27 protein-coding genes are annotated in these 21341 nt (G+C 62.2%); 14 read left to right on the forward strand and 13 right to left on the reverse strand.

Translation table 11 applies throughout. From position 1 onward, the window contains the following. The 5 genes from AC2FNZ_RS01705 to AC2FNZ_RS01725 form a co-directional block, all read right to left on the reverse strand. Nucleotides 1-1455, reverse strand: coding sequence for an efflux RND transporter periplasmic adaptor subunit (locus tag AC2FNZ_RS01705; RefSeq protein ID WP_496839329.1), 1455 nt, complete (start codon nucleotides 1453-1455; stop codon nucleotides 1-3). Between the two features lie 107 nt (nucleotides 1456-1562). After that, nucleotides 1563-2105, reverse strand: coding sequence for a molybdenum cofactor biosynthesis protein B (moaB, locus tag AC2FNZ_RS01710; protein WP_496839330.1), 543 nt, complete (start codon nucleotides 2103-2105; stop codon nucleotides 1563-1565). Nucleotides 2106-2111: 6 nt separating this feature from the next. Beyond that, nucleotides 2112-2732, reverse strand: a complete 621-nt coding sequence (locus AC2FNZ_RS01715) for a LysE family translocator (protein ID WP_496839333.1) — start codon at nucleotides 2730-2732, stop codon at nucleotides 2112-2114. Beyond that, nucleotides 2729-3328 carry a metallophosphoesterase family protein gene (locus AC2FNZ_RS01720; RefSeq protein WP_496839334.1) on the reverse strand — a complete coding sequence of 200 codons (600 nt, stop codon included), beginning with the start codon at nucleotides 3326-3328 and terminating at the stop codon, nucleotides 2729-2731. The genes AC2FNZ_RS01715 and AC2FNZ_RS01720 overlap by 4 nt, the downstream gene beginning before the upstream one ends. Further along, nucleotides 3325-4092, reverse strand: a complete 768-nt coding sequence (locus tag AC2FNZ_RS01725; RefSeq protein ID WP_496839335.1) for a uracil-DNA glycosylase — start codon at nucleotides 4090-4092, stop codon at nucleotides 3325-3327. Before AC2FNZ_RS01725 ends, AC2FNZ_RS01720 begins: the two co-directional genes overlap by 4 nt. On the opposite strand from AC2FNZ_RS01725, the gene AC2FNZ_RS01730 reads away from it, so the two are divergent. The 9 genes from AC2FNZ_RS01730 (at nucleotide 4091) to AC2FNZ_RS01770 (ending at nucleotide 10289) form a co-directional block, all read left to right on the forward strand. Next, a complete protein-coding gene (locus tag AC2FNZ_RS01730) occupies nucleotides 4091-4792 on the forward strand; it encodes a scavenger receptor class F, member 2 (RefSeq protein WP_496839336.1) in 702 nt (233 codons plus the stop codon). The genes AC2FNZ_RS01725 and AC2FNZ_RS01730 overlap by 2 nt on opposite strands. A 65-nt stretch (nucleotides 4793-4857) precedes the next feature. Continuing rightward, on the forward strand, nucleotides 4858-5793 hold the full coding sequence (locus tag AC2FNZ_RS01735; protein WP_005979082.1) for an aspartate carbamoyltransferase catalytic subunit: 936 nt from the start codon (nucleotides 4858-4860) through the stop codon (nucleotides 5791-5793). Further along, nucleotides 5790-6308, forward strand: a complete 519-nt coding sequence (locus AC2FNZ_RS01740; RefSeq protein WP_496839337.1) for a hypothetical protein — start codon at nucleotides 5790-5792, stop codon at nucleotides 6306-6308. The genes AC2FNZ_RS01735 and AC2FNZ_RS01740 overlap by 4 nt, the downstream gene beginning before the upstream one ends. Beyond that, complete coding sequence (locus AC2FNZ_RS01745; RefSeq protein WP_496839338.1) at nucleotides 6293-6679, forward strand: hypothetical protein; 387 nt, start codon at nucleotides 6293-6295, stop codon at nucleotides 6677-6679. The genes AC2FNZ_RS01740 and AC2FNZ_RS01745 overlap by 16 nt, the downstream gene beginning before the upstream one ends. Next, nucleotides 6676-7956 (forward strand): dihydroorotase, encoded by a 1281-nt coding sequence (gene pyrC / locus AC2FNZ_RS01750; protein ID WP_496839339.1) that lies wholly within the window; start codon nucleotides 6676-6678, stop codon nucleotides 7954-7956. The genes AC2FNZ_RS01745 and pyrC overlap by 4 nt, the downstream gene beginning before the upstream one ends. Then, nucleotides 7956-8561, forward strand: coding sequence for a glycerol-3-phosphate 1-O-acyltransferase PlsY (gene plsY, locus AC2FNZ_RS01755; RefSeq protein ID WP_496839340.1), 606 nt, complete (start codon nucleotides 7956-7958; stop codon nucleotides 8559-8561). The genes pyrC and plsY overlap by 1 nt, the downstream gene beginning before the upstream one ends. Continuing rightward, nucleotides 8558-8827 carry a hypothetical protein gene (locus tag AC2FNZ_RS01760; RefSeq protein ID WP_222457978.1) on the forward strand — a complete coding sequence of 90 codons (270 nt, stop codon included), beginning with the start codon at nucleotides 8558-8560 and terminating at the stop codon, nucleotides 8825-8827. The genes plsY and AC2FNZ_RS01760 overlap by 4 nt, the downstream gene beginning before the upstream one ends. A gap of 198 nt (nucleotides 8828-9025) precedes the next feature. After that, a complete protein-coding gene (locus AC2FNZ_RS01765) occupies nucleotides 9026-9499 on the forward strand; it encodes a YHS domain-containing (seleno)protein (RefSeq protein ID WP_093963550.1) in 474 nt (157 codons plus the stop codon). 256 nt (nucleotides 9500-9755) lie between these two features. Next, entirely contained in the window at nucleotides 9756-10289 is a 534-nt protein-coding gene (locus tag AC2FNZ_RS01770; protein WP_093963551.1) for an outer membrane protein, read from the forward strand. 48 nt (nucleotides 10290-10337) lie between these two features. Here AC2FNZ_RS01770 and AC2FNZ_RS01775 read toward each other — a convergent pair whose 3' ends face one another. Then, nucleotides 10338-11321: a quinone oxidoreductase family protein gene (locus AC2FNZ_RS01775; protein WP_093963552.1), complete on the reverse strand. Its 984-nt coding sequence runs from the start codon at nucleotides 11319-11321 to the stop codon at nucleotides 10338-10340. A gap of 192 nt (nucleotides 11322-11513) precedes the next feature. Here AC2FNZ_RS01775 and AC2FNZ_RS01780 point away from each other — a divergent pair, with 192 nt between their 5' ends. Next, the gene (locus tag AC2FNZ_RS01780; protein WP_496839341.1) at nucleotides 11514-12371 is read left to right on the forward strand and encodes a DUF2189 domain-containing protein; all 858 of its coding nucleotides are present in this window, start codon (nucleotides 11514-11516) and stop codon (nucleotides 12369-12371) included. Nucleotides 12372-12404: 33 nt separating this feature from the next. Here the strand turns inward: AC2FNZ_RS01780 and AC2FNZ_RS01785 are convergent, their stop codons facing one another. Together AC2FNZ_RS01785 and AC2FNZ_RS01790 are read right to left on the reverse strand one after the other, a co-directional pair. After that, nucleotides 12405-13391, reverse strand: a complete 987-nt coding sequence (locus AC2FNZ_RS01785; RefSeq protein WP_496839342.1) for an NAD(P)H-quinone oxidoreductase — start codon at nucleotides 13389-13391, stop codon at nucleotides 12405-12407. 64 nt (nucleotides 13392-13455) lie between these two features. Then, the gene (locus AC2FNZ_RS01790; protein WP_170342311.1) at nucleotides 13456-14148 is read right to left on the reverse strand and encodes a COQ9 family protein; all 693 of its coding nucleotides are present in this window, start codon (nucleotides 14146-14148) and stop codon (nucleotides 13456-13458) included. Nucleotides 14149-14259: 111 nt separating this feature from the next. Here AC2FNZ_RS01790 and rpsU point away from each other — a divergent pair, with 111 nt between their 5' ends. Beyond that, nucleotides 14260-14466, forward strand: coding sequence for a 30S ribosomal protein S21 (gene rpsU / locus AC2FNZ_RS01795; protein ID WP_005614280.1), 207 nt, complete (start codon nucleotides 14260-14262; stop codon nucleotides 14464-14466). 70 nt (nucleotides 14467-14536) lie between these two features. Here rpsU and ppk2 read toward each other — a convergent pair whose 3' ends face one another. Together ppk2 and AC2FNZ_RS01805 are read right to left on the reverse strand one after the other, a co-directional pair. Continuing rightward, nucleotides 14537-15454: a polyphosphate kinase 2 gene (ppk2, locus tag AC2FNZ_RS01800; protein ID WP_093963555.1), complete on the reverse strand. Its 918-nt coding sequence runs from the start codon at nucleotides 15452-15454 to the stop codon at nucleotides 14537-14539. Between the two features lie 150 nt (nucleotides 15455-15604). Beyond that, nucleotides 15605-16063: an Lrp/AsnC family transcriptional regulator gene (locus AC2FNZ_RS01805; protein ID WP_093963556.1), complete on the reverse strand. Its 459-nt coding sequence runs from the start codon at nucleotides 16061-16063 to the stop codon at nucleotides 15605-15607. Between the two features lie 135 nt (nucleotides 16064-16198). Between AC2FNZ_RS01805 and ald the strand changes: the two genes are divergently transcribed. Further along, nucleotides 16199-17317, forward strand: a complete 1119-nt coding sequence (ald, locus tag AC2FNZ_RS01810) for an alanine dehydrogenase (RefSeq protein WP_480776052.1) — start codon at nucleotides 16199-16201, stop codon at nucleotides 17315-17317. A gap of 88 nt (nucleotides 17318-17405) precedes the next feature. On the opposite strand, the gene AC2FNZ_RS01815 is transcribed toward ald, so the two are convergent. Then, a complete protein-coding gene (locus AC2FNZ_RS01815; protein WP_170601100.1) occupies nucleotides 17406-18212 on the reverse strand; it encodes a mechanosensitive ion channel family protein in 807 nt (268 codons plus the stop codon). Between the two features lie 214 nt (nucleotides 18213-18426). On the opposite strand from AC2FNZ_RS01815, the gene AC2FNZ_RS01820 reads away from it, so the two are divergent. Then, on the forward strand, nucleotides 18427-19125 hold the full coding sequence (locus AC2FNZ_RS01820) for a glutathione S-transferase family protein (protein WP_496839343.1): 699 nt from the start codon (nucleotides 18427-18429) through the stop codon (nucleotides 19123-19125). Nucleotides 19126-19173: 48 nt separating this feature from the next. Here AC2FNZ_RS01820 and AC2FNZ_RS01825 read toward each other — a convergent pair whose 3' ends face one another. Both AC2FNZ_RS01825 and AC2FNZ_RS01830 read right to left on the reverse strand, forming a co-directional pair. Continuing rightward, nucleotides 19174-19623 carry a YtoQ family protein gene (locus AC2FNZ_RS01825; RefSeq protein ID WP_170342319.1) on the reverse strand — a complete coding sequence of 150 codons (450 nt, stop codon included), beginning with the start codon at nucleotides 19621-19623 and terminating at the stop codon, nucleotides 19174-19176. A gap of 89 nt (nucleotides 19624-19712) precedes the next feature. Next, on the reverse strand, nucleotides 19713-20345 hold the full coding sequence (locus tag AC2FNZ_RS01830; RefSeq protein ID WP_496839344.1) for a class I SAM-dependent methyltransferase: 633 nt from the start codon (nucleotides 20343-20345) through the stop codon (nucleotides 19713-19715). 84 nt (nucleotides 20346-20429) lie between these two features. On the opposite strand from AC2FNZ_RS01830, the gene AC2FNZ_RS01835 reads away from it, so the two are divergent. Beyond that, nucleotides 20430-21314, forward strand: coding sequence for a LysR family transcriptional regulator (locus AC2FNZ_RS01835; RefSeq protein WP_496839346.1), 885 nt, complete (start codon nucleotides 20430-20432; stop codon nucleotides 21312-21314). Nucleotides 21315-21341 lie beyond the last annotated feature (27 nt).

Raw genomic sequence — 21341 nt, forward strand, 5'->3', positions numbered from 1 at the left:
CTATCCCCCGGCCCGGTTTTCAAGCCGCCGCAACAGAGACGACGGCACCTTCGCCTCACTCAACTGAGCAAGAACACGGGTCTTGGCGTCCTGGGACATGCGGTCGCTGGCCTCGACCTGCGCCACCAACCGCGCGCGGTGCTCGTCCGTCAGCTCGACCATGTCCGGCTCGACCGCGGCGCTGTCTTCGATGCGAACCGGGCGCACGCGGACCCCCGACCCCAGCAGCGGGGTCCGACCGACCACAACTTCGCGCCCTTCCAGCCCGGCGCCGCGCAGCAGAACTTCGTCCCCTTGCCGGCGCACCAGCTCGACCGGGAGCGTTTCCAGCCGGTCGTCGTCGCCCAGCACCAGCACGGTGCCTTGCGCATCCAGAACCGAAGACGGGAGACGCACGACATTATCCAGCGGCTGTTCCTCGACCGAAACGGTCACGAAATCGCCGGGCTTGAACCCCGGCGCGGCATCAAGCCGGGCATAGATCAACCGGCCGGTCTGGCCCTCGCCGGCCGACCCGCTGTCGCGGCTGATCCGACCGGTGGCGCTCAGGTCCGTGCCCGTCACTTCAAGCGAGATGGTCACCGGTGCTGGGATCAGCTTGCCCTGATCGTCCAGCAACCGCACGTATTGCGCGGTCGAAACGCGGAACGCGACCTCCAGCGCAAACGGGTCGACCAGTTCGGCCAGCTTTTCATTGGCCGTGACCAGACGCCCTTCAACCAGCGTGACACCAGTCAGCGTCCCGTGGAACCGGGCGCGGATGGTCATGTCTTCCAGATCGCGTTCTGCCGATTCCAAAGCGATACGTGCCCGCGCCAGCAACGTCGTCGCCTGATCGACGCGGGACTCGGCCTGCGCCAAAGCGATGCGGCGCGACAACACGGTTTGCCGGGCCGAGGCCGCGGCCAATTCGGCCTCTTCAACGCTGGCGGTCGCGCCCACGCCACGGTCCAGCAAATCCTTCTGACGCTGCAGGGCCCGTTCCCGCAGATCCGATTGGGATTCGGCGGCCTTCAATTCATCCTGCGCCAAAAGCAGCGTGCGTTCGGCATCGCGTTCTTCAAACTGGGCATCCAGCAGGTCCGACCGCGCACGGTCCAGCGCCGCCTGCGCATCGGCCGGGTCCAGCTCGACCAGAACTTCGCCTGTGCGCACAACCCCGCCATCCTCGAAATTTTCCGCCAGCCCGATGACACGGCCGCCCAGCGCTGCCCGCAATTCCAGACGCCTGCGGCTTTGAACTTCGCCGAATGCCTCCAGATAGGGGGTGGCGGTTTGTGGCTCGGCCTTCTGAACCGTGACCGCGAACACGCGTTCGCGCGCCTGCGGGGGTTTGTTGTCGCGGGTCATGACCTCTTGCACTGCGCCGGTGATCATCTGCGCCGCGACAATCAACAGCGCAAGCATCAGGGATGCCAGAAAGACACCGATGAGGCTCTGCCGCAGAAATCGCATAGATCTTTCACTCCGGTTGCAACGGGACGCCGTCTATAAATAGGTAGCCGGGCCGGAAAAAATACCAACCCACAAGGCGGTTATGAGCCGTTAAACGTACGACCAGTCTACTTCCGTCGCAGATGTTCGTCCAATCTGGGCATGATTTCCACGAAATTGCAGGGCCGGTGGCGATAATCCAGCTGTTTTTCCAAAATGCCGTCCCAGGCATCCTTGCAGGCCCCCGGGCTGCCCGGCAGCGCAAACAGATAGGTTCCGCCGGCGACGCCACCTGTGGCCCGCGACTGTACTGCCGAGGTTCCGATCTTCTCCATCGAAATCAAGGTGAAGACGGTGCCAAAAGCCTCGATTTCCTTTTCGTAGACATCGCGATGCGCCTCGACGGTGACATCACGCCCGGTCAAGCCGGTGCCGCCGGTCGAGATCACCACGTCAATCTCGGGGTCGGCGACCCACGCCCGCAACTGCTCGGCGATCTGGGCGCGCTCGTCCTGAATGATCTTGCGGTCGGCCACGGTGTGCCCCGCATGCTCGATCCGGTCGACCAACGTTTGCCCCGAACGATCTTCGGCCAGTGACCGCGTATCCGATACGGTCAGCACAGCGATGCGGATGGGGATGAATTCCATAGTCTCATCAATTCGGGACATGTCGTGTCAGGCTCTTTCCATGATGGCCAACCGGGCCGCCAGCGCGACGAACACGCCGCCACTGACCCAGCCGAGAATTCGCGAAGCCAGCGGGCTTGAAATCAGCGCTCGCCCGGCGCCGCCGGCAAATGACCCCACCAGGGCATTCACGACGAACCCGCCCAGAGCGATGATCGCGCCCAGCAGCAGGAACTGAGCCAGAACCGATCCGTTGGCCGGCGAGACGAATTGCGGGATGAAGGCCAGAACAAACAGAATGATCTTGGGATTCGTCATGTTGACCAGCATCCCCTCGCGAAAGGCATGGCCCGACGGCTTCATTGGAGCTTCAGTCCGGACCGCACCGTTCCGGATGGTGCCCCAGGCCAGATACAGCAGGTAGGCCACACCCAGCCAGCGAATGACGTCGAACAGCCAAGGCATAGCCGCGACCGCCGCGCCAAGTCCCAGCCCAGCCAGCAGAACATGAACCATCAGACCGGTCGAAACACCGGCGCTGGCCACGATGGCAGATCGGGCACCGGACCGGAGCCCAAGCCCGAAACAGAACATCATGTCAGCCCCCGGCGTCATGTTCAGCGCGACGGCGGCTGGGATGAAGGTCAACAGCGTTGCGTATTCGATCATGGATCGACCTCGAACCAATTCACCTTGGGCCCCAGATTTGCGATCCGGGTGCGACCGATCTCGCCGCGATAGCCCCAGCTGTCGTGGATATGACCGCACAGTGCAAAGTCTGGTTGAATCCGTTCCACCGCGTCGCGCACCGCGGTCGATCCGATCGATTGCCCCTGCGAAGTCCGATCGCCTTTGCCCTTGGGCGGGGCATGCGTGATCAGGACGTCCGCCGACGCGCAGCGATTGAGCAGCTCGGCGGCCTCGGCTTCGGTCAGGTCGCAGGACCAGTCACCAAATGGCGTGACCGGTACGCCATAGCCAAGTCCGAACAGGCGCAGCCCGTCCACAGTCATGCCTGTTCCGTGCAGAACATGCACGCCGTCCGGCACGGCCGCCGCCAGTTCCTCGGCGCTTTCGGCGTTGCCGGGAACCAGAACCATCGGCGCGGAAATGCCGGAAAGCAAATCCATCGCCTCGTACAGCCCCTGACGCATGTTGCAATAGTCGCCGGCGCCGATCACCAGGTCAGCTTCGACGCTGGCTGCCACCAGTTCCGCAGCCCGATTGCGAGCCATGTGCAGGTCGGAAAAAGCCAGAACCTTCATCCCTTGTTCTCCAGATATGCGCGCAGATCCAACAGATCGGCCCAGGCCTGGCGCTTGGCAAGGGGCTGGCGCAGCAGATAGGCGGGGTGCAGCATGGGCAGAACCGGCAGATTCAGCGCCTGATCCCACTTCCCGCGCAGACGCGTGATGCCGCGCTTGTTCAGAACCGCCTGGCAGCTGATGTTGCCCATTACCACCAGGACCTTTGGCTTGGACAGGGCCACGTGCCGTTCCAAAAACGGCTGCATCATCGCGATCTCGTCCGGCCGCGGGTCCCTGTTCTGCGGCGGGCGCCAGGGCAGGACATTGGTGATGTAGACGTTCTTGGCGCGGTCCAAGTCTATCGCGGCCAGCATCCGATCCAGCAGCTGCCCGGCGCGGCCAACGAACGGCTTGCCCACGCGGTCCTCATCACGGCCCGGAGCCTCGCCGACGATCATGACAGGCGCGCCGGCGGTGCCATCGGCAAAGACCAGGTGCCGCGCGCCGCGCTTCAGGTCGCAATGAGCGAACGCCTCCATCGCCGCGCGCAGCTGATCCAGAGACGATGCGGCCGCGGCCGCCTTTTTCGCCTCGGCCACCGGGTCCAGCGCAACCGGCTTCTGCGGCGCGGCCCGAGGCGCGGCAGGTTTCCGCGCCTTGGGCGCCGTGTCCGGCAGGGCATAGCGGTCAACCGGTGCGTCGACGATCGCGTCGGTTACGCCCAGCTCAACCTGCCATTCCAGCAGGGCACGCGCGGTGTAGGGGTCAAGGGCCGATTCCATGCCCATCAATCTACTCAGCTTTGCGGGAAGGGAAAGCAAATTGGCCTTGCCTTGGCGCATTGCCGGGCCGACGATGGTCCCCGTCATGACGCGAACCCTGGGCCTTCTGCTGATCACTCTGTTCGCCCTGCTGCCCGGCGGGTCGGAGGCACAGTCGTTTCTCAACAATCAAGGACAATGCCGCGGGGGCCAGTTTCAGTGCGGTCTGAAATGCTGCTCGGTCGGCCAACGCTGCAGCTATGACGGGTTCTGCATTCAGGCCGGGGGCACCTATTGCGGCGGCGGGAGGTCCTGCGGGCCGTTCGAGAAATGCGTGGCCGGGGGCACCCGATGCGCGCCCGCGGGCGCGAACAAATGCGCCTCGCGGCTGGATTGCCCCAGCGGCTCCTTCTGCAACGCGCGCGGCGAATGCGAGCGCAGTTCGCCCGACTTCGACCCCTCTCCGCAACCGGCAACGCCCTGCGACGACGGGCGGACCTGCGCAGCCGGCTCGACCTGCCTGCCGGGCGGCGGCTGCACGCGCCCGGGCTGGTACCTGTGCGAAGAGACCGGATCGCAGTGCCGCACCGGTTTCAAATGCTCGGCCAATCAGGGCTGCGTGCCCAGAAAGGCCGTCGATTGCGGATACGGCAAGTGGTGCAGACCCGGCGAGCAGTGCCTGCCCGAAGGCGGATGCGAGAAACTGCCCGATGAGGACTGACTCCAGTTGCCCCGAGGCGCTGCGCTTTCTATAAGCGGCGCGACTGTCAGACAGGAGCCCGGCCCATGCGTTTCGCCCATCGTCACCTTCTTGGCATCGAGCATCTGTCCCAATCCGACATCACCGCCATTCTGGACCTGGCCGAAAAATACGTCGATCTGAACCGGCAATCGGCCAAGCACTCGGACGTTTTGGCGGGGCTGACCCAGATCAACATGTTCTTCGAGAATTCGACCCGCACGCAGGCCAGTTTCGAACTGGCGGGCAAGCGTCTGGGCGCAGATGTGATGAACATGGCGATGCAGGCCAGCTCGATCAAAAAGGGCGAGACCCTGATCGACACGGCGATGACGCTGAATGCCATGCATCCCGACCTTCTGGTGGTGCGGCATCCGCATTCGGGCGCGGTCGACCTGCTGGCGCAGAAGGTCAACTGCGCGGTGCTGAACGCCGGCGACGGGCGGCACGAGCACCCAACGCAGGCGCTGCTGGATGCGCTGACCATCCGCCGGGCCAAGGGGCGGCTGCACCGGCTGAACGTGGCGATCTGCGGCGATGTCGCCCATTCCCGCGTGGCGCGGTCGAACCTGATCCTGCTGGGCAAGATGGAAAACCGCATCCGCCTGATCGGCCCACCGACGCTGGTGCCCGCGCAATTCGCCGAATTCGGGGCCGAGATCTATGACGACATGACTGAAGGCCTGCGCGACGTGGACGTTGTGATGATGCTGCGCCTTCAGAAAGAGCGGATGGATGGTGGGTTCATCCCGTCGGAACGGGAATACTATCACCGCTATGGCCTAGACGCCGCCAAGCTGGCGCTGGCCAAGCCGGACGCCATCGTGATGCATCCCGGCCCGATGAACCGCGGCGTCGAGATCGACGGCACGCTGGCCGATGACATCAACCGCTCGGTCATACAAGAACAGGTCGAGATGGGCGTCGCCGTGCGCATGGCCGCGATGGAGTTGCTGGCCCGCAACCTGAAGGAGGCAGCATGAGCGATCTGGACATCTCCGCTGGCGAGCGCGGCGTGATCCGCCTGTTCGCGCTGAACATGCGGCCCGAAGAGGCGAAGTTCTTGCGCGAGCCCGGCGCGGCGGATCAGGTCCTTGGGGTCTCGGGGCTGGACCCTGAGCAGATCGACGTGTTTCCGGTGTCCGACCTCGAGGATCTAGGCCTCTACGGCTATCTCAGCGAAGGCTGCGGCGTGTCCGAGGACCAGTTGGACCGGGCCAAGCTGGACGCGGTCGACGGCTGGGTTCTGGTGCTGCGCAGCGCGGCCCTGAGCGGGCGCGCGGCCAAATTGAACCCCGATCCGCGTCTGCGCCTGATCGGCCTTTACACCGAAGAGGCCACGAATTGGAGCGGCGGCACCATCAAGACCGAAAGCGCGCGGCCATACTCGGCCGCGCCGAACCCGGTTTCGAGCGAGCAACCCCGCCGGACGGGATCGGCCGTACTTGCCCTGATCATCCTGCTGGTCATCGGAGGTGCTCTGTGGCTGATCCTGTGATCTTTGCGCCGGACAAGGGCGCTTATGTCCGCACCAACGCGTGGCTGGCCGCGGGCGCGATGGCGGGGGCGATGCTCGTGCTGTGGCTGATCGGAAATCCCTATGTCTTCACCGGCGCCCCGGCCGGTCTGGCGGCGGTGGGCGTCCGAGCGTGGTACCTTGCCTCGGAGGAACTGGTGGCCAACTGGCAGATGACCGACACCACCCTGACCGGACCCGGCGGACGCAGCGTGCCGCTGAACCAGATCGCGGCCGTGAATATCATGGGCAGCTTCGTGCAGATCGTCACCAAAGGCGGCGACAAGCACCTGATCAAGTACCAGGCCGACCCGGCCGCCATCAAAGCCGCGATTGAAAGGGCAATGGCATGACCAAGCTGATCTTCACCAACGCCCGCCTGATCGACCCCGAAGCCGGAACCGACGCGCTGGGTTGGCTGCACGTGGCCGACGGGCGCATCTTGGCCAGCGGCGACGGTCCAGCTCCCGAGGCGGACGCGCAGGTGATCGATTGCGGTGGTCAGTGTCTGGCCCCCGGCATCGTCGATATCGGCGTCAAGGTCTGCGAGCCGGGCGAGCGGCACAAGGAAAGCTACAAATCCGCGGGCCTTGCCGCTGCGGCCGGGGGCGTGACCACAATGGTCACCCGCCCCGACACCCTGCCTGCGATCGACACGCCGGAAACGCTCGAGTTCGTCACCCGCCGCGCCCAGGCCGACACGCCCGTCAACGTGCTGACCATGGCCGCCCTGACCAAGGGCCGCGACGGGCGCGAGATGACCGAGATCGGGTTTCTGATGGATGCCGGTGCGGTGGCTTTCACCGACTGCGACCATGTGGTGACGGACACTAAGGTGTTTTCCCGCGCGCTGACCTATGCCCGGGCCTGCGGCGCGCTTGTCATCGCCCACCCGCAGGACCCGGGCCTGAGCCACGGTGCTGCCGCCACAAGCGGCAAGTTCGCCGCCCTGCGCGGTCTGCCCGCCGTTTCGCCCATGGCCGAGCGTATGGGGCTGGACCGCGACATCGCCTTACTGGAAATGACCGGCGCGGCCTATCACGCCGACCAGATCACCACGGCCCGCGCCCTGCCCGCACTGGAACGGGCCAAGCGCAACGGGCTGGACATCACCGCCGGCACCTCGATCCATCACCTGACGCTGAACGAGCTGGACGTGGCCGACTATCGCACCTTCTTCAAGGTCAAGCCGCCGCTGCGATCCGAGGATGACCGGCAGGCGGTGATCGAGGCCGTGCGCTCCGGCTTGATCGACACGATCAGCTCGATGCACACGCCGCAGGACGAGGAAAGCAAACGCCTCCCGTTCGAAGAGGCGGCCTCGGGCGCAGTTGCGTTGGAAACCCTGCTGCCGGCCGCACTGCGCCTGTATCATGCCGATCAACTGGACCTGCCGACCCTGTTCAGGGCCATGACACTGAATCCGGCGAAACGACTGGGGCTGGACTGCGGCCGCCTCAGCGCGGGCGCCCCGGCCGATCTGGTTCTGTTCGACCCAAATGTGCCCTTCGTGCTGGACCGGTTCACGCTGAAATCGAAATCGCAGAACACCCCGTTTGACGGACAGCGGATGCAGGGTAAGGTCACCGCAACCTACGTTGCAGGCAAAGAAATTTTCCGGAGACCCTGATGCCCGTTTTCGACAGCACGACGACCCAACTGATTATCTGGGCCGCGATCGGATACCTGATGGGGTCGGTGCCCTATGGCATGATCGTTGCGCGGGTGATGGGGCTGGGCAACCTGCGCCAGATCGGATCCGGCAATATCGGTGCCACCAACGTGTTGCGCACCGGCAGCAAGGCGGCGGCGGCGCTGACCCTTCTGTTCGACGCCGGCAAAGGCGCGGTCGCGGTCCTGCTGGCCCGGGCACTGGCCGGCGACGATGCCGCCCAGGTCGCGGCGCTGGCGGCTTTTGTCGGCCATTGCTACCCGGTCTGGCTGAGCTTCAAGGGCGGCAAGGGCGTGGCAACTTTCCTGGGCCTGTGGCTGGCGCTGGACTGGCGGGTGGGCGTTGCATGCTGTCTGACATGGCTGATCGCTGCTGCGATCTGGCGGATCTCATCCCTCGGCGCGCTGGCCGCGGCAGCCCTGTCGACAACATGGGTGATGATCCTGACGGACGGGTCGACCTTTTTGTTGGGCGTCGTTCTGACGCTGCTAATCTACTGGCGCCACCGCGAGAATCTGGCCCGCATCAAGGCGGGAACAGAGCCCAAGATCGGGAAATCGTGACCGCGCCGACCGACTTTTTGGACGCATTCTTTGCCTTGCCGGCGGGTTCCTTCACCGGAACCGCAAACGGTCGAAGCTACTCGGTCACGCGGCTGGCGATGGCGGACGGCAAATCGCACAAGCTGGTCGCCCATGAACGGGGTGGCGGAGACTACATCAGTATGAACCTGTACCTGACGGATCAGAGCGGCGCTTTGCTGCGCCCCTGCGAGATGCCTGCCGCCAAGGTCGTACGCTTTGTTCTTGCCCTGGTACCCGACAGCTGAACCGCGGACCGACCTGCGCAGGCGAACAGACCGCTTGGCATTTCCGCACATTCACGTTTGATTGCTTTGAACGTGATCGCTGCCTTTCCCACCTCAGTTTCCGTGACGCTCAATTACCGGGTGCACGAAACGCAATTTCGGTGCTGGAACGCCCGCGCTTGGACATGCCGGGCAGCCCCGATCACGAAAGGTGGAACCATGAACAAGATCAAATCCCTGTTGGGCGGCGTGGCGCTGTCCGTGGCAATCGCAAGCTCGGCCCTGGCGGCCGGCGTGGAAATCAACGCCTCGTCGACCGGCCTGGCGATGCAGGGTTACGACCCTGTGGCCTATTTCACCGAAGGCGAGCCGACCAAAGGCAGCTACAAGATCACGGCGTTGCACAACGATGCGCTGTACCGTTTTGCCACCGAAGAGAACAAGGCCGCGTTCGAAGCCAATCCCGAGGCCTACCTGCCGGCCTATGGCGGCTACTGCGCCTTCGGAGCGGCCATGGGGTTCAAGTTTGACGGCGATCCCACCTACTGGAAGATCGTGGACAACAAGCTGTACCTGAACCTGTCGGAAGACATCCAGCAGCGTTGGGAAGGCGACATCCCCGGCTTCATCGAAAAAGCCAGCGTCAACTGGGAAACGATCGCCGACAAGGATCCGGCCGAACTGCAGCAATAATCTGCTGAATTGGCGGCAAGGATCGGCGGCAGCGTGCTTCTGCCGCCGATCGTGATTTGAAGCCCCACGACCCCGAACCTATCTGATCAGAACAACACTCCAAAAGGGCGGCAAGCCGCAGACCTTGCGGAAATCCGGGTCGGAATAACAGCGAAAAACCAATGATCCGGTCCACCGACCGGAACGTAATGATCAAAACAAACCTTCAGGCCAACCAAAGGCCGAGGCAGATAACTTCCAACGAAAGGATAGCAAGATGACGAGCAAACTGGCACTTTTGACCACCGTTGCAACTTTTGCAGCCGGCACCGCCATGGCGCAGTCCTCGGGCGATTGGACCGGATTCTATGCAGGTGCGCAGGTCGGCTACGCGGATATCGGCACCAGCCTGTCCGGTGTGGACGGAGACGGCGCCATCGGCGGTCTCATCCTTGGTTACGACTATGATCTGGGCGACTGGGTTGTAGGCGGCGGCTTTGACTATGACTGGTCTGACGTCGACCTTTCGGGTGCCGCAACGGTCGAAGACGTCTGGCGGCTGAAAGCCCGCGCCGGCTACAAGGTCAACCCGCAGGGGCTGCTGTATGGTGTCGCTGGTTACGCGGATGCGGGAACCGACACGCTGGGCAGCGACGATGGTTGGTTCATCGGCGCCGGCTATGAACAGATCGTCGCGCCGAACGTCAGCATCGCGGGCGAGCTGCTGTACCACGAGTTCGACAATTTCAACTCGACCGGTGTCGACGTGGATGCAACCACGTTCCAGATCCGGGCGGCATACCGCTTCTGATCCCTCGCGCAGAATCGAACGGGCCCGGCACGGCGTGCCGGGCCTTTTTCATGGCACCAGGATTGTGCTTCCGGTTGTCTGCCGCGCCTCCAGTGCGCGGTGCGCCTCAGCGACCTGATCCAGTTCAAAGCGTTGATCGATGTGAATCTTGACCTCGGCGCCGGCCACCTTGCCGAACAACCGCCGGGCCATGGCCTGACATACGGAATGGTCCGCAATATGGGTGAACAGCGTCGGCCGGGTGATTTTCAACGACCCTTTCTGCCCAAGAATGCCTATGTTGAATGGTGGCACGGGTCCAGACGCGTTGCCGAAGGAAATCATCATCCCCAATGGCTTGAGGCAGTCCAGCGACCCTTCGAACGTATCGGCACCGACAGAGTCCATGACCGCATCGACCCCTTTGCCGCCGGTAATCTCGGCCACGCGGGACGCAAAATCCTCGGTCCGGTAGTTGATGCAGTGTGTGGCGCCGTTGAACTGGGCCAGACGGCACTTGTCATCGGTCCCGGCCGTACCGATCAGCTTGATGCCTTCGGATTTGGCCCACTGGCACGCGATCAGGCCGACACCCCCGGCGGCGGCATGGAACAGAACCGTATCACCACGTTTCAGCGGCGTGGTGCGGTGAAACAAGTATTCAACCGTCAAGCCCTTGAGCATCATGGCCGCCGCGGTCTCGAATGAGATGCCGCCAGGCAAAGGGCACACCTGTGACGCGGGCATCACCCGCGCTTCGCAATAAGCACCGGCCGGCACCGCGGCATAGGCCGCCCGCTGGCCCGGTTTCAGATGGGTCACGCCCTCACCGACTGCCTCGATCACCCCAGCAGCTTCCATTCCCAGCGCGTGCGGCAGTTCCATCGGATACAGACCGGTCCGCTGGTAGACATCAATAAAATTCAGACCGCAGGCGTGATGGCGGATCCGAACTTCGCCCGGTCCCGGGTCACCCAACGGTCTATCCTCGATCTTCAGCACCTCGGGGCCGCCGGTTTCGTGAATGACTACGGTACGCGCCGTTTTCTGCATGCTGACCTCCTTTTGCCTGGATCCAAGCTATCACTTCGGCGCCGCAGGGCAATCGGGCGATCTCACAAGGGTGAACCAGGATTGGAAAAAACTGTGGTACACTAGGGTCAGGCGTTGCCGGGTCATCCGGCCACGGGCAACTTTTCGCCGGATGCATCCTGCGGCGCACCTGTGCCAAGGAAAGGGATGACAATGGCAAAGACAATCGGAAACCCGATCAGTTGGACCGCGCAACAACTCGGCGCGACCAGCGATCACATCGCTGAAAACGTAACCGCCATCGGCAGCGCTGACACCCAGCATCTGCCGACGGTTCAAACGCTGACGCTGCAAGACTTGCGAGAGTGCCTGCGCGCCGGATACCAAGACTTTCTGGCGATACGGGCCGATGCCATTTTCATCGTTCTGATCTACCCGATCGCGGGGCTTTTGATGTTCGGATTCGCCATGCAGGCCAACATGGTGCCGCTTCTGGCTCCTCTGGTGGCCGGGTTTGCGCTTATCGGTCCGGTGGCTGCTTTGGGCTTGTATGAGATCAGCCGCAGGCGGGAACAGGGGCACGAGGTTCACTGGCTGGACGCGCTGGGTGTTTTCCGATCCCCCTCGTTCGGCGCCATACTGGCACTGGCCTTTTACCTTGTCATGCTTTTGCTGGTCTGGCTGATGGTGGCCCATGGCATCTATGTCGAAACACTGGGTCCGCAGCCGCCAGAGACGCTGGGCCAATTTCTGACACAGGCTCTGACCACCGGCCCCGGCTGGACCATGATCATCGTCGGATCGGCGGTTGGGTTCCTGTTTGCTCTGGTGGCCTTGGCCGTCAGCGTTGTCAGCTTCCCGTTGCTTCTTGACCGCAAGATCGGCCTGCCTGTGGCCGTGGTCACCTCGGTCCGGGTCCTGCGGCACAATCCGACCGTGATCCTGACTTGGGGCTTCATCGTCGCCGCGCTGTTGGTTCTTGGCGCGATCCCGCTGCTTTTGGGCCTGATCGTCGTAATGCCTGTCTTGGGGCACGCGACATGGCACCTGTACAGACGCGCCATCGCCTGAGCAGAGCGCGGAACAACCCCCGCGCCGACATGCCTAGCCTGATACTTTCAAGACGATCTTGCCAATGTGGCCGGAGCTTTCCATGCGGGCATGCGCAGTGGCGGCATCGACCAGATCAAATTCGCTGTCCATGACCGGGGCAACTTTTCCAGCCTCAAGCAGCGGCCAGACCGCCTCATGCAGATCCTGCGCGATGCGCGCTTTCGCCTGATCGCTCTGTGGCCGCAGCGTGCTGCCGGTCAGGGTCAGGCGTTTGACCATCATCAGCGCAAAGTTCAACTCGACGACGGGTCCTTGCAGAAACGCGATCTGAACCAGCCTGCCGTCCTCGGCCAGCGCCTTGACGTTGCGAGGGATGTAATCGCCGCCAACCATGTCGAGAATCAGATCCGCCCCACCTTCGGCCCGCATGGCAGCAACAAAATCCTCGGTCTTGTAGTTGATTGCCCTCTCGGCCCCCAGGTCCAGACAGGCCTGGCATTTCTCGTCCGAACCGGCCGTCACGAAGACCCGGGCTCCGAAAGCGTTGGCCAGTTGAATGGCCGTAGTACCGATCCCGCTCGATCCCCCATGTACAAGGAACCGTTCGCCAGCCTTCAGCCCGCCACGAGTGAACACGTTTGACCAGACCGTAAAGAAAGTTTCGGGCAGGCAGGCGGCCTGTTTCAGGCTCAGGCCCGAGGGCACAGGCAGGCAGTGCACCGCCGGTGTCGCCACGTATTCGGCATACCCGCCGCCAGGCAACAACGCACAGACCTGATCCCCCAGTGCCACCCCCGAGACGCCGGACCCGATGGCCACCACCTCGCCCGAGGCCTCGAGTCCTGGCAGGTCGCTGGCCCCCGGCGGCGGATCATAGGCCCCGGCCCGCTGCAGAGCGTCCGGGCGGTTGACGCCGGCATAGGCCACTTTCAGAACCACCTGACCGTGACCCGGCTCGGGCAGGGGGCGTTCCGTCAGCTTGAGAACGTCCGGACCTCCGGGCGTGGTGATCTCAATCGCGCGCATCATCTGGGGCATTGGCAAAACTCCTTTGCGCAATGGGTATCAGGCGAATCGGGAAAGGCCCAGCAACAAGAGGCGGTTACTTGCGCGGGTTCAGAAGACCCGGCAGATCGGCCCGCATCCTGACTGGCGCCCGAACCTGACTTGCCAGCCAGTTGGGAACCGCAAGGAACGGTTTGAACAGCGGATTGTTGTTCACCTGCGCCTTGAGCTTCTCGAACTGCATCACATCCGCGATGCGGCGATCCAGGAATTCCCATGTCCGCTGGTGGTCCGGGCTGTCATCGCCCAACCAGAACAACAGGGTCGAGGAATACACACCCGACAGTGTCGCGCGTTTGGTGTACCAGTTGACGTCATCCGAAGTGTCGCCTAGCGCATCCCAGATCAGGTCACAGGTGCCCCAGACCGCCTTGGCGCCATCTGCCGCATATGACGGCAACGAAAACAAAGTCACGCCTCGTCGCACCGCCTCCCTGTCGGGGACAGCCTGCAGGCGGAAGCGCACTGCGGCGGCAATCCTGTCGCGGAACTTCAGATCGCTCAGGTCCTCGGACTTCAGCCGTTCAAGCATCTCGGCGTCCCCACGGGCGTGAAATGCGAGCGCCAGATCCACAGCGCCCCGCGGGCAGATGACCCGGGCCAGACCTTCGTCCAGATCGCAGTCTGCAATGGCCGCGCGAAAGCTCTCTTCGGACCAACCATCAAAAGGAACATGGGTCAGAATTGCGTCCAGCAATTGCTGTTTTGCATCTTCATAGGTCACGGTCATGGCGGTCCTCCGACTGTTGGGCCCAGTACTAGACAAGTTAGGTCCGCTTTGCTATACGGCCAACTCCTGCAATTTCCTTGCAACTCTATCTAGAAAGGTGGTGACAACCACATGCAGGTTAGTGTTCGCGACAACAATGTCGATCAGGCGCTTCGTGCCCTGAAGAAAAAGCTGCAGCGCGAAGGCGTGTTCCGTGAAATGAAGCTGAAGCAACATTTCGAGAAACCGTCCGAGAAAAAAGCGCGCGAGAAAGCTGAAGCGATCCGCCGTGCCCGTAAACTGGCACGCAAGAAAGCCCAGCGCGAAGGTCTGCTCTAAGATCTTCCTCGTCCAGCTTTGGATGACACTATTTGACGACCCCCGTGGCATCGCCCGGGGGTTTGTCGTTTCAGTAGATCTTGGGCACGTACAATTCGTCCGGCAGAACCCGCCGTTCATACTCGGGATTGTATTTCCGATCCGGCAGAGTGACCTTTTCGTGGGGCACCTCTTCGTACGGAATCTTGGTCAGAATGTGCTCCATGCAGTTCAACCTTTCCCGCTTTTTGTCGTTGCCTTCGACAATGTACCAGGGGGCCTCGGGAATGTTGGTTCGGAACAGCATGTCTTCCTTGGCCTTGGTATAGTCTTCCCAGCGGATGCGCGATTCCAAGTCCATCGGTGACAGTTTCCACTGCTTCATCGGATCATGGATTCGCATCAGAAAGCGCAGCTGCTGTTCTTCGTCCGTGATCGAGAACCAGTATTTCAGCAAGATGATCCCCGACCGAACCAACATGCGCTCGAATTCGGGAACGTCCTGAAAGAACTGCTCGACCTGGGCTTCGGTGGCGAAGCCCATCACCCGTTCAACGCCCGCCCGGTTGTACCACGACCGGTCGAACAGAACGATCTCACCCGCCGCCGGCAAATGCGGCACATAGCGTTGAAAATACCACTGGCTCTGCTCGCGCCGGCTGGGGGCAGGCAAAGCGACGACGCGTGCAACCCGCGGGTCCAGCCGCTGGGTGATCCGCTTGATTACTCCGCCCTTTCCAGCGCTGTCGCGCCCTTCGAACAGGATGCAAACCTTGGCGCCGGTATGCTGCACCCAGTCCTGAACCTTGATCAGCTCGGCCTGCAGGCGCAACAGGTTGCGGAAATAGACCTTGCGATCCAGCATTTCAGGATGCTGTTCGCGATAGATCTTGCGGACCTCCATCGACAGCATGGGTTCACTGAACTCGATCTCAAAATCCTCGTCCAGTGTGTCCTGCAACTCGGCTTCCAGCCAATCGTCGACTGTGTTCTCATATTCTTCAGCCAAGGGCCTGCTCCTTATCTTTCAACAGTCTCGGACCATATCGGGTACGTGTAACCGGCCAATGTCATGACGACCTGTTTCCCGCCCCGAAGCCCAATATTGAACCGGCTCAACGGCAGATACAACCGCATCGGCAAGACTGCCGCACCAGGATCAGACAGGCAGTGCGGTCGTCTTGAAAACGGTCCGCAGGGCGAACGAGCTTTGCATCTGCGCAACTCCGGGCAGGCGCGACAGATACTGGCGGTGGATGCGCGCAAAATCCTCGGTGTTTTCGGCGACCACCTTCAGGACATAATCGGCCGACCCGGCCATCAGGTGGCACTCCAGAACGTCCGGAATGCGCCGGACTGCCCGCTCGAAAGCCTCCAGCACCTCCTCGGCCTGACCCTGCAAGGTGATCTCGACGAATACGGTTGTCGGCACCCCCAGTTTGCGCGCATTCAACAGCGCGACATAGTCCCGGATATAGCCTTCCGCCTCAAGCCGCTGGACCCGGCGATGGCAGGCAGAGGGCGACAGGTTGACCTGCTCTGACAGTTCCGCGTTCGACATGCGCCCCTTGCGCTGAAGGGCCGCCAGAATCTTTCGGTCAGTCGCATCAAGTGACATTCACGCACATCCGTTGCAAGATTTTCTCATTTCATCGAAAAATTTCCCACATATTAGCGCATCTGCGCACCGAGTTTCACAGAAATTGCGCGGCTTTCTGCACATAATTTGTGCAGTTTATGAATGGAGAGCCCCATGAAAATCGGTTGCCCAAAAGAAATCAAACCGCAGGAATTCCGCGTCGGCATGACCCCGAACGCCGCGCAGGAAGCGGTTGCCCGTGGTCACGAGGTCATCATCGAAACCGGCGCCGGGTTGGGTTCAGGCTTTGACAACGACGCCTATGTCGCCGCAGGCGCGCGCATTGTGGACACCGCTGAAGAGGTGTTCGCGACCGCCGGCATGATCGTCAAGGTCAAGGAACCGCAAGCGGTCGAGCGCAAGATGCTGCGCGAAGGCCAGCTGCTGTTCACCTACCTGCACCTTGCGCCCGACCCGGAGCAAACCCACGATCTGCTGGCCTCGGGTTGCACGGCGATCGCCTATGAAACGGTGACGGATTCCAACGGTGGTCTGCCGCTGCTTGCCCCGATGTCCGAAGTCGCGGGGCGTCTGGCCCCGCAAGTCGGTTCGTGGACCCTGCAAAAGGCCAATGGCGGGCGCGGCGTTCTGATGGGCGGCGTCCCTGGTGTGGGCCCGGCAAAGGTTGTCGTGATCGGTGGCGGCGTCGTTGGCACGCATGCGGCTCAGGTGGCGGCTGGCATGGGCGCTGATGTGACCGTTCTGGACCGTTCGCTGCCGCGCCTTCGCTATCTGGATGACGTCTTCGGTGGCCGGTTCAAAAACCAGTACTCGACCGCGGGTGCCACGGCCGAGCTGATCCAGTCGGCTGATATGGTGATCGGGGCCGTTCTGATCCCAGGCGCGGCCGCACCGAAACTGATCACCCGCGAGCAATTGTCGACCATGAAGCCGGGCGCTGTGCTTGTCGACGTTGCCATCGACCAGGGCGGTTGCTTCGAAACCTCCAAGGCAACGACACACGCGGATCCGATCTATGAGGTGGATGGCATCATGCACTACTGCGTGGCCAATATGCCGGGTGCGGTGGCACGGACCTCGACCATCGCGCTGGGGAACGCAACAATGCCGTTCATGCTGGCGCTGGCCGACAAGGGCTGGAAGCAGGCGTGCCAGGACGATCCCCACCTTCTGGCAGGCCTCAACGTGCACGCCGGCCAGTTGACCTACTACGCCGTAGGCAAAGCGCTCGGGATCGACGTGGTCTCGCCCGCAATGGTCGTCAAGGCCTGATCGCAACGCAACAGCGCCGCGCATCTGCGCGGCGCTTGGCCCAACCGGAGAAGGGCATTTCCAATGCCCGACGGACGGGCGGGAGCATTCAGCCCTCTTTGTGGATTTCCACCGAGTGCGGGTAGGGAATCGAAATGCCCTTGCTGTCAAACGCTTCCTTGACGGCCTTGGTCAGATCAAACTTGACGTCCCAATAGTCGGCGGCAGCGCACCACAACCGCGCGGTCAGATCTACCGAGCTGTCTCCCAAGTTGGTCACACGCACCCAGGGCTCGGGGTCCGAGTGTATGCGCTTGTCCGCCTTGGCCACATCCAGAATGATCTTCATGGCCGCATCCGCATTGTCGCCATAGTCGATCCCGAATACCAGATCGACACGCCGCGTGTCGTGGGCCGAGTAGTTGGTGATGATCGACCCCCAGGCCTGACCGTTGGGAACGATGATCTGCACATTGTCGGGCGTGACCAGTTCGGTCGTGAACAGGTTCAGGTCCTTCACCGTGCCGGCTGTCCCACCGATGTCCACGAACTGACCCAGCTTGTATGGCCGGAAAACCACCAGCATCACACCTGCTGCTAGATCGCTGAGCGTGCCCTGCAGCGCAAGGCCGATGGCCAGCGAAGCGGCACCCAGAATGGCAACGATACTCGTCGCTTCGATCCCGAAGATGCCAAGTACAGCAACCAGAACAATGGCCAAGATCACCCATTTGACCGTGCTGGCAACGAAATTCCCCAAAGTCGGATCGATTTGCGGGGTCGAATTAATTCGGCGGCGAACGATCCCTGCGATCATGCCAGCGGCTATCCAGCCGACAACAAGAACGATCAGGGCTTTGACCGCGCTCATGATCAATGGGGCAAATGCCCCTACCTGCGTCACGACCTCATCCACGGGCGTCTCCTTTCCAACAGCAACAAACCCGCGACTTTTGCGCGGGGTTTCCGCAACATTGGGCGATAAAACCGCACAGGTCTAGGTTTGAAATACCCGGGATTTCCCCGCTGTGCTTCAGCAAACAGTCGCTGCCCGGGGTTGCACAGACCGCCATCTAACAATCCGCCCCCGAAAGCCTAGCTTGCAATAGTACCCGAACAAGGAGCTTGCCATGCTGGACACCGCCACCTTCCCGATCATGACCAAATGGCCCCCGCATTCGCCAGAGCGGATCCAACTCTATTCCTTCCCGACGCCGAACGGCGTTAAGGTATCCATCATGCTCGAAGAAACAGGCCTGCCTTATGAGGCGCACAAGGTCACCCTGTCAGACGCCGACGTCAAAAGCCCCGAGTTTCTGTCGCTGAACCCAAACAACAAGATTCCAGCGATCATCGATCCTGACGGCCCTGATGGACAGCCCTTGGCGCTGTTCGAAAGTGGTGCGATCCTGCTGTACCTCGCCGAGAAAACCGGCAAGTTCCTGGGCCAGAACACGGCCGACAAGTATCGGATCACGCAATGGCTGATGTTTCAGATGGGCGGCGTGGGCCCGATGTTCGGGCAACTGGGTTACTTCCACAAGTTCGCCGGCAGCGCAATCGAAGACCCGCGCCCGCGCGAGCGGTATATCAACGAGGCCAATCGGCTGCTGAATGTCGTCGAGACCCAGTTGCACGGGCAGGACTGGATCGCCGGTGAGTACTCAATTGCCGATATCGCTTTGGCCCCGTGGCTGCGCGGCCTTGATTTCTACGGCGCCAAAGAGTTGGTCGGCTGGGACGATCATCGCAACACCATCGCCTATCTGAACCGGTTCCTGGACCGGCCCGCGGTTCAAAAGGGTCTGGTCACGCCTCCGCGCGGGTAAGGGATCACGCCGTCGCCGCCTTGCAAGCGGCGTTGGCATTCCGTGCGATCAACCGGGCAGTTTCCCGGTCAGCACATACCGCAGGATCTCGACCACCTGACGGGGCTCCTCGGCCACCGCCAACGCGGCGGCATCGACCTCTTTCAGCGCATGTTGATGGTCGGGGCCGTGCAGCACGATGATCGACTTACCCAGGGCCGCAGCATAGCCCGCGTCAAAGGCCGCGTTCCACTGCTTGTACTTGTCCCCGAACCGCACCACGACGACATCGGCATCGGCGATCCCCTTCCGGGTGCGAATGGCGTTGACCATCGCGCCTTTGTGGTCGTGCCAGTACTTGTTCGGCTCGGCCCCCAGAATGGCGACACCGCAATCGTCGCTGGCCGCATGATCGGTCACTGGGCTGTTGAAAGTGACGTCCAGCCCTTGCGCGCCTTCGATGATCTGCTCGCGCCAATCCGTGTGGATCTCGCCCGACAGGTAGACATTCAATCCCATTGCAACCTCCGCATTTTGCTTCCGGCCCTGTTTACTGTCCAAACCCGCAAAGCCCAATGCGGAAGTTGCCTGTTGATGCAGCGCTGGCGTTACAGCTTGCGAGCCACCAGATAGCGCGAGGGCGGTTTTGCCGGAAAATTCCCGCTTTCTATGATCTCGAACCCGGCCTTTTCAATGGTCGTTTCCAGTGTCTTGATGTCGAATTGGCTGACGAATGGCGCCTTGCCCAAAAGCTGCATGACCGGCAGCAACAGCTTCAGCAAGCCGAACTTGAACCCCAATCCACCCTGGGCAAGACAGGGCGTTTTTGAAATGAACAGACCGCCGGGTTTCAACACCTCATGAACCCCGGCCAGCGTCGCCTCTAGATCGCGGATCAGGTGCAGCAGATTGAACGCCATCACCACATCATAGGCCCAATTCGGGGGGCGGGTCGCGTCGGCCTCGACAAAGACAACGTTTTCGATCTGTTCCTCTTGCGCCAACCTGCGGCCCACGGCCAACATGCCCGGAGAGACATCGCTCGCCGTGATCGTATCCGCATGGCCGGACAGCCGCAGCGCGGTGCGCCCGGTTCCGCAGCCCAGTTCCAGCACCTGGTCGGTTGGCTTCAGGTAGGACACCGTGCGTTGCAACGTGTGCTCGTAGGACTCCATGTCGCGGATCGGGGATTTCGCGTATTTCTCGGCGATTCCGTCCCAGAATTTGGCTGTGGCAGTCATGTCGGCTCTCCTTTGAGCGCAAGGTAGTGATACGCGTTTCAAAGGTGAATTGCCGAAATTCGCAGAATCCTTATACATTCATGCATGGATGATCCGCGCAAATTCGACTGGAACCATATCCGCGCCTTTCTGGCGACAGCCGAGACCGGCTCACTTTCGGCCGCGGCGCGGCGATTGGACCAGACGCAACCGACCCTCAGCCGCCAGATCGCCGCGCTTGAATCCGACCTGGGCGTGATGCTTTTCGAACGGGTCGGCCGATCGCTTCAGATCACCACCGCCGGAATCGAGTTGTTGGAGCACACACGGACCATGGGCGCAGCTGCAGATCGCATTGCGTTGGCCGCGTCCGGTCAGGCGCAATCGATCGAGGGGCAGGTGCGGATCACCGCAAGCGACGTGATGTCGGCCTATATCCTGCCGGAACTGCTGCGCGAGATCCGCGCGCAAGCCCCGAAACTACGGATCGACGTGATCGCCGCGAACGACATTCGCGATTTGATGCGGCGCGAGGCGGATATCGCCATCCGACACGTCCGCCCCGACCAGCCTGACCTGATCGCAAAACTGGTGCAGGAGGCTGACGGGCATTTCTATGCCGCCACCACCTACCTGAACCGCGCTGGACGCCCCAAGTCCCTGTCGGACCTGTCCCGGCACGCGTTCATCAGTTTCGGCGACACCGCACAAATGATCGCCTATTTCGAACCGATCGGCCTGCATCTGACCGAAGAAAACTTCCGCCTAGGGTCGCAGAACGGCATCGTCTCGTGGGAGTTTGCCAGGCAGGGCTTTGGCATCGCGCCCATGTCCGAGCCGGTGGGCGATGCCACACCCGGTATGGAGCGCGTCCTTCCCGACATGGAGCCGCTGCGGTTCCCGATCTGGCTGACCACCCATCGCGAGCTGCATACCAGCCGCCGCATCCGGCTGGTCTTTGACCTGCTGGCGGATTTCTTCGCAAAATGAAACACGCGCGCCATGGGCGCGCGTGCC

It is taken from the genome of Ruegeria sp. SAZA006 (assembly GCF_059613465.1).

Excerpts from the sequence above, each read along its gene's own strand:
- AC2FNZ_RS01705 (WP_496839329.1), bottom strand. The coding sequence starts at position 1,455 with ATGCGATTTCTGCGGCAGAGCCTCATCGGTGTCTTTCTGGCATCCCTG.
- moaB (WP_496839330.1), bottom strand. The coding sequence starts at position 2,105 with ATGTCCCGAATTGATGAGACTATGGAATTCATCCCCATCCGCATCGCT.
- AC2FNZ_RS01715 (WP_496839333.1), bottom strand. The coding sequence starts at position 2,732 with ATGATCGAATACGCAACGCTGTTGACCTTCATCCCAGCCGCCGTCGCG.
- AC2FNZ_RS01720 (WP_496839334.1), bottom strand. The coding sequence starts at position 3,328 with ATGAAGGTTCTGGCTTTTTCCGACCTGCACATGGCTCGCAATCGGGCT.
- AC2FNZ_RS01730 (WP_496839336.1), top strand. The coding sequence starts at position 4,091 with ATGCCCATCAATCTACTCAGCTTTGCGGGAAGGGAAAGCAAATTGGCC.
- AC2FNZ_RS01725 (WP_496839335.1), bottom strand. The coding sequence starts at position 4,092 with ATGGAATCGGCCCTTGACCCCTACACCGCGCGTGCCCTGCTGGAATGG.
- AC2FNZ_RS01735 (WP_005979082.1), top strand. The coding sequence starts at position 4,858 with ATGCGTTTCGCCCATCGTCACCTTCTTGGCATCGAGCATCTGTCCCAA.
- AC2FNZ_RS01740 (WP_496839337.1), top strand. The coding sequence starts at position 5,790 with ATGAGCGATCTGGACATCTCCGCTGGCGAGCGCGGCGTGATCCGCCTG.
- pyrC (WP_496839339.1), top strand. The coding sequence starts at position 6,676 with ATGACCAAGCTGATCTTCACCAACGCCCGCCTGATCGACCCCGAAGCC.
- plsY (WP_496839340.1), top strand. The coding sequence starts at position 7,956 with ATGCCCGTTTTCGACAGCACGACGACCCAACTGATTATCTGGGCCGCG.
- AC2FNZ_RS01765 (WP_093963550.1), top strand. The coding sequence starts at position 9,026 with ATGAACAAGATCAAATCCCTGTTGGGCGGCGTGGCGCTGTCCGTGGCA.
- AC2FNZ_RS01770 (WP_093963551.1), top strand. The coding sequence starts at position 9,756 with ATGACGAGCAAACTGGCACTTTTGACCACCGTTGCAACTTTTGCAGCC.
- AC2FNZ_RS01775 (WP_093963552.1), bottom strand. The coding sequence starts at position 11,321 with ATGCAGAAAACGGCGCGTACCGTAGTCATTCACGAAACCGGCGGCCCC.
- AC2FNZ_RS01780 (WP_496839341.1), top strand. The coding sequence starts at position 11,514 with ATGGCAAAGACAATCGGAAACCCGATCAGTTGGACCGCGCAACAACTC.
- AC2FNZ_RS01785 (WP_496839342.1), bottom strand. The coding sequence starts at position 13,391 with ATGCCCCAGATGATGCGCGCGATTGAGATCACCACGCCCGGAGGTCCG.
- AC2FNZ_RS01790 (WP_170342311.1), bottom strand. The coding sequence starts at position 14,148 with ATGACCGTGACCTATGAAGATGCAAAACAGCAATTGCTGGACGCAATT.
- rpsU (WP_005614280.1), top strand. The coding sequence starts at position 14,260 with ATGCAGGTTAGTGTTCGCGACAACAATGTCGATCAGGCGCTTCGTGCC.
- AC2FNZ_RS01805 (WP_093963556.1), bottom strand. The coding sequence starts at position 16,063 with ATGTCACTTGATGCGACTGACCGAAAGATTCTGGCGGCCCTTCAGCGC.
- ald (WP_480776052.1), top strand. The coding sequence starts at position 16,199 with ATGAAAATCGGTTGCCCAAAAGAAATCAAACCGCAGGAATTCCGCGTC.
- AC2FNZ_RS01820 (WP_496839343.1), top strand. The coding sequence starts at position 18,427 with ATGCTGGACACCGCCACCTTCCCGATCATGACCAAATGGCCCCCGCAT.
- AC2FNZ_RS01825 (WP_170342319.1), bottom strand. The coding sequence starts at position 19,623 with ATGGGATTGAATGTCTACCTGTCGGGCGAGATCCACACGGATTGGCGC.
- AC2FNZ_RS01830 (WP_496839344.1), bottom strand. The coding sequence starts at position 20,345 with ATGACTGCCACAGCCAAATTCTGGGACGGAATCGCCGAGAAATACGCG.
- AC2FNZ_RS01835 (WP_496839346.1), top strand. The coding sequence starts at position 20,430 with ATGGATGATCCGCGCAAATTCGACTGGAACCATATCCGCGCCTTTCTG.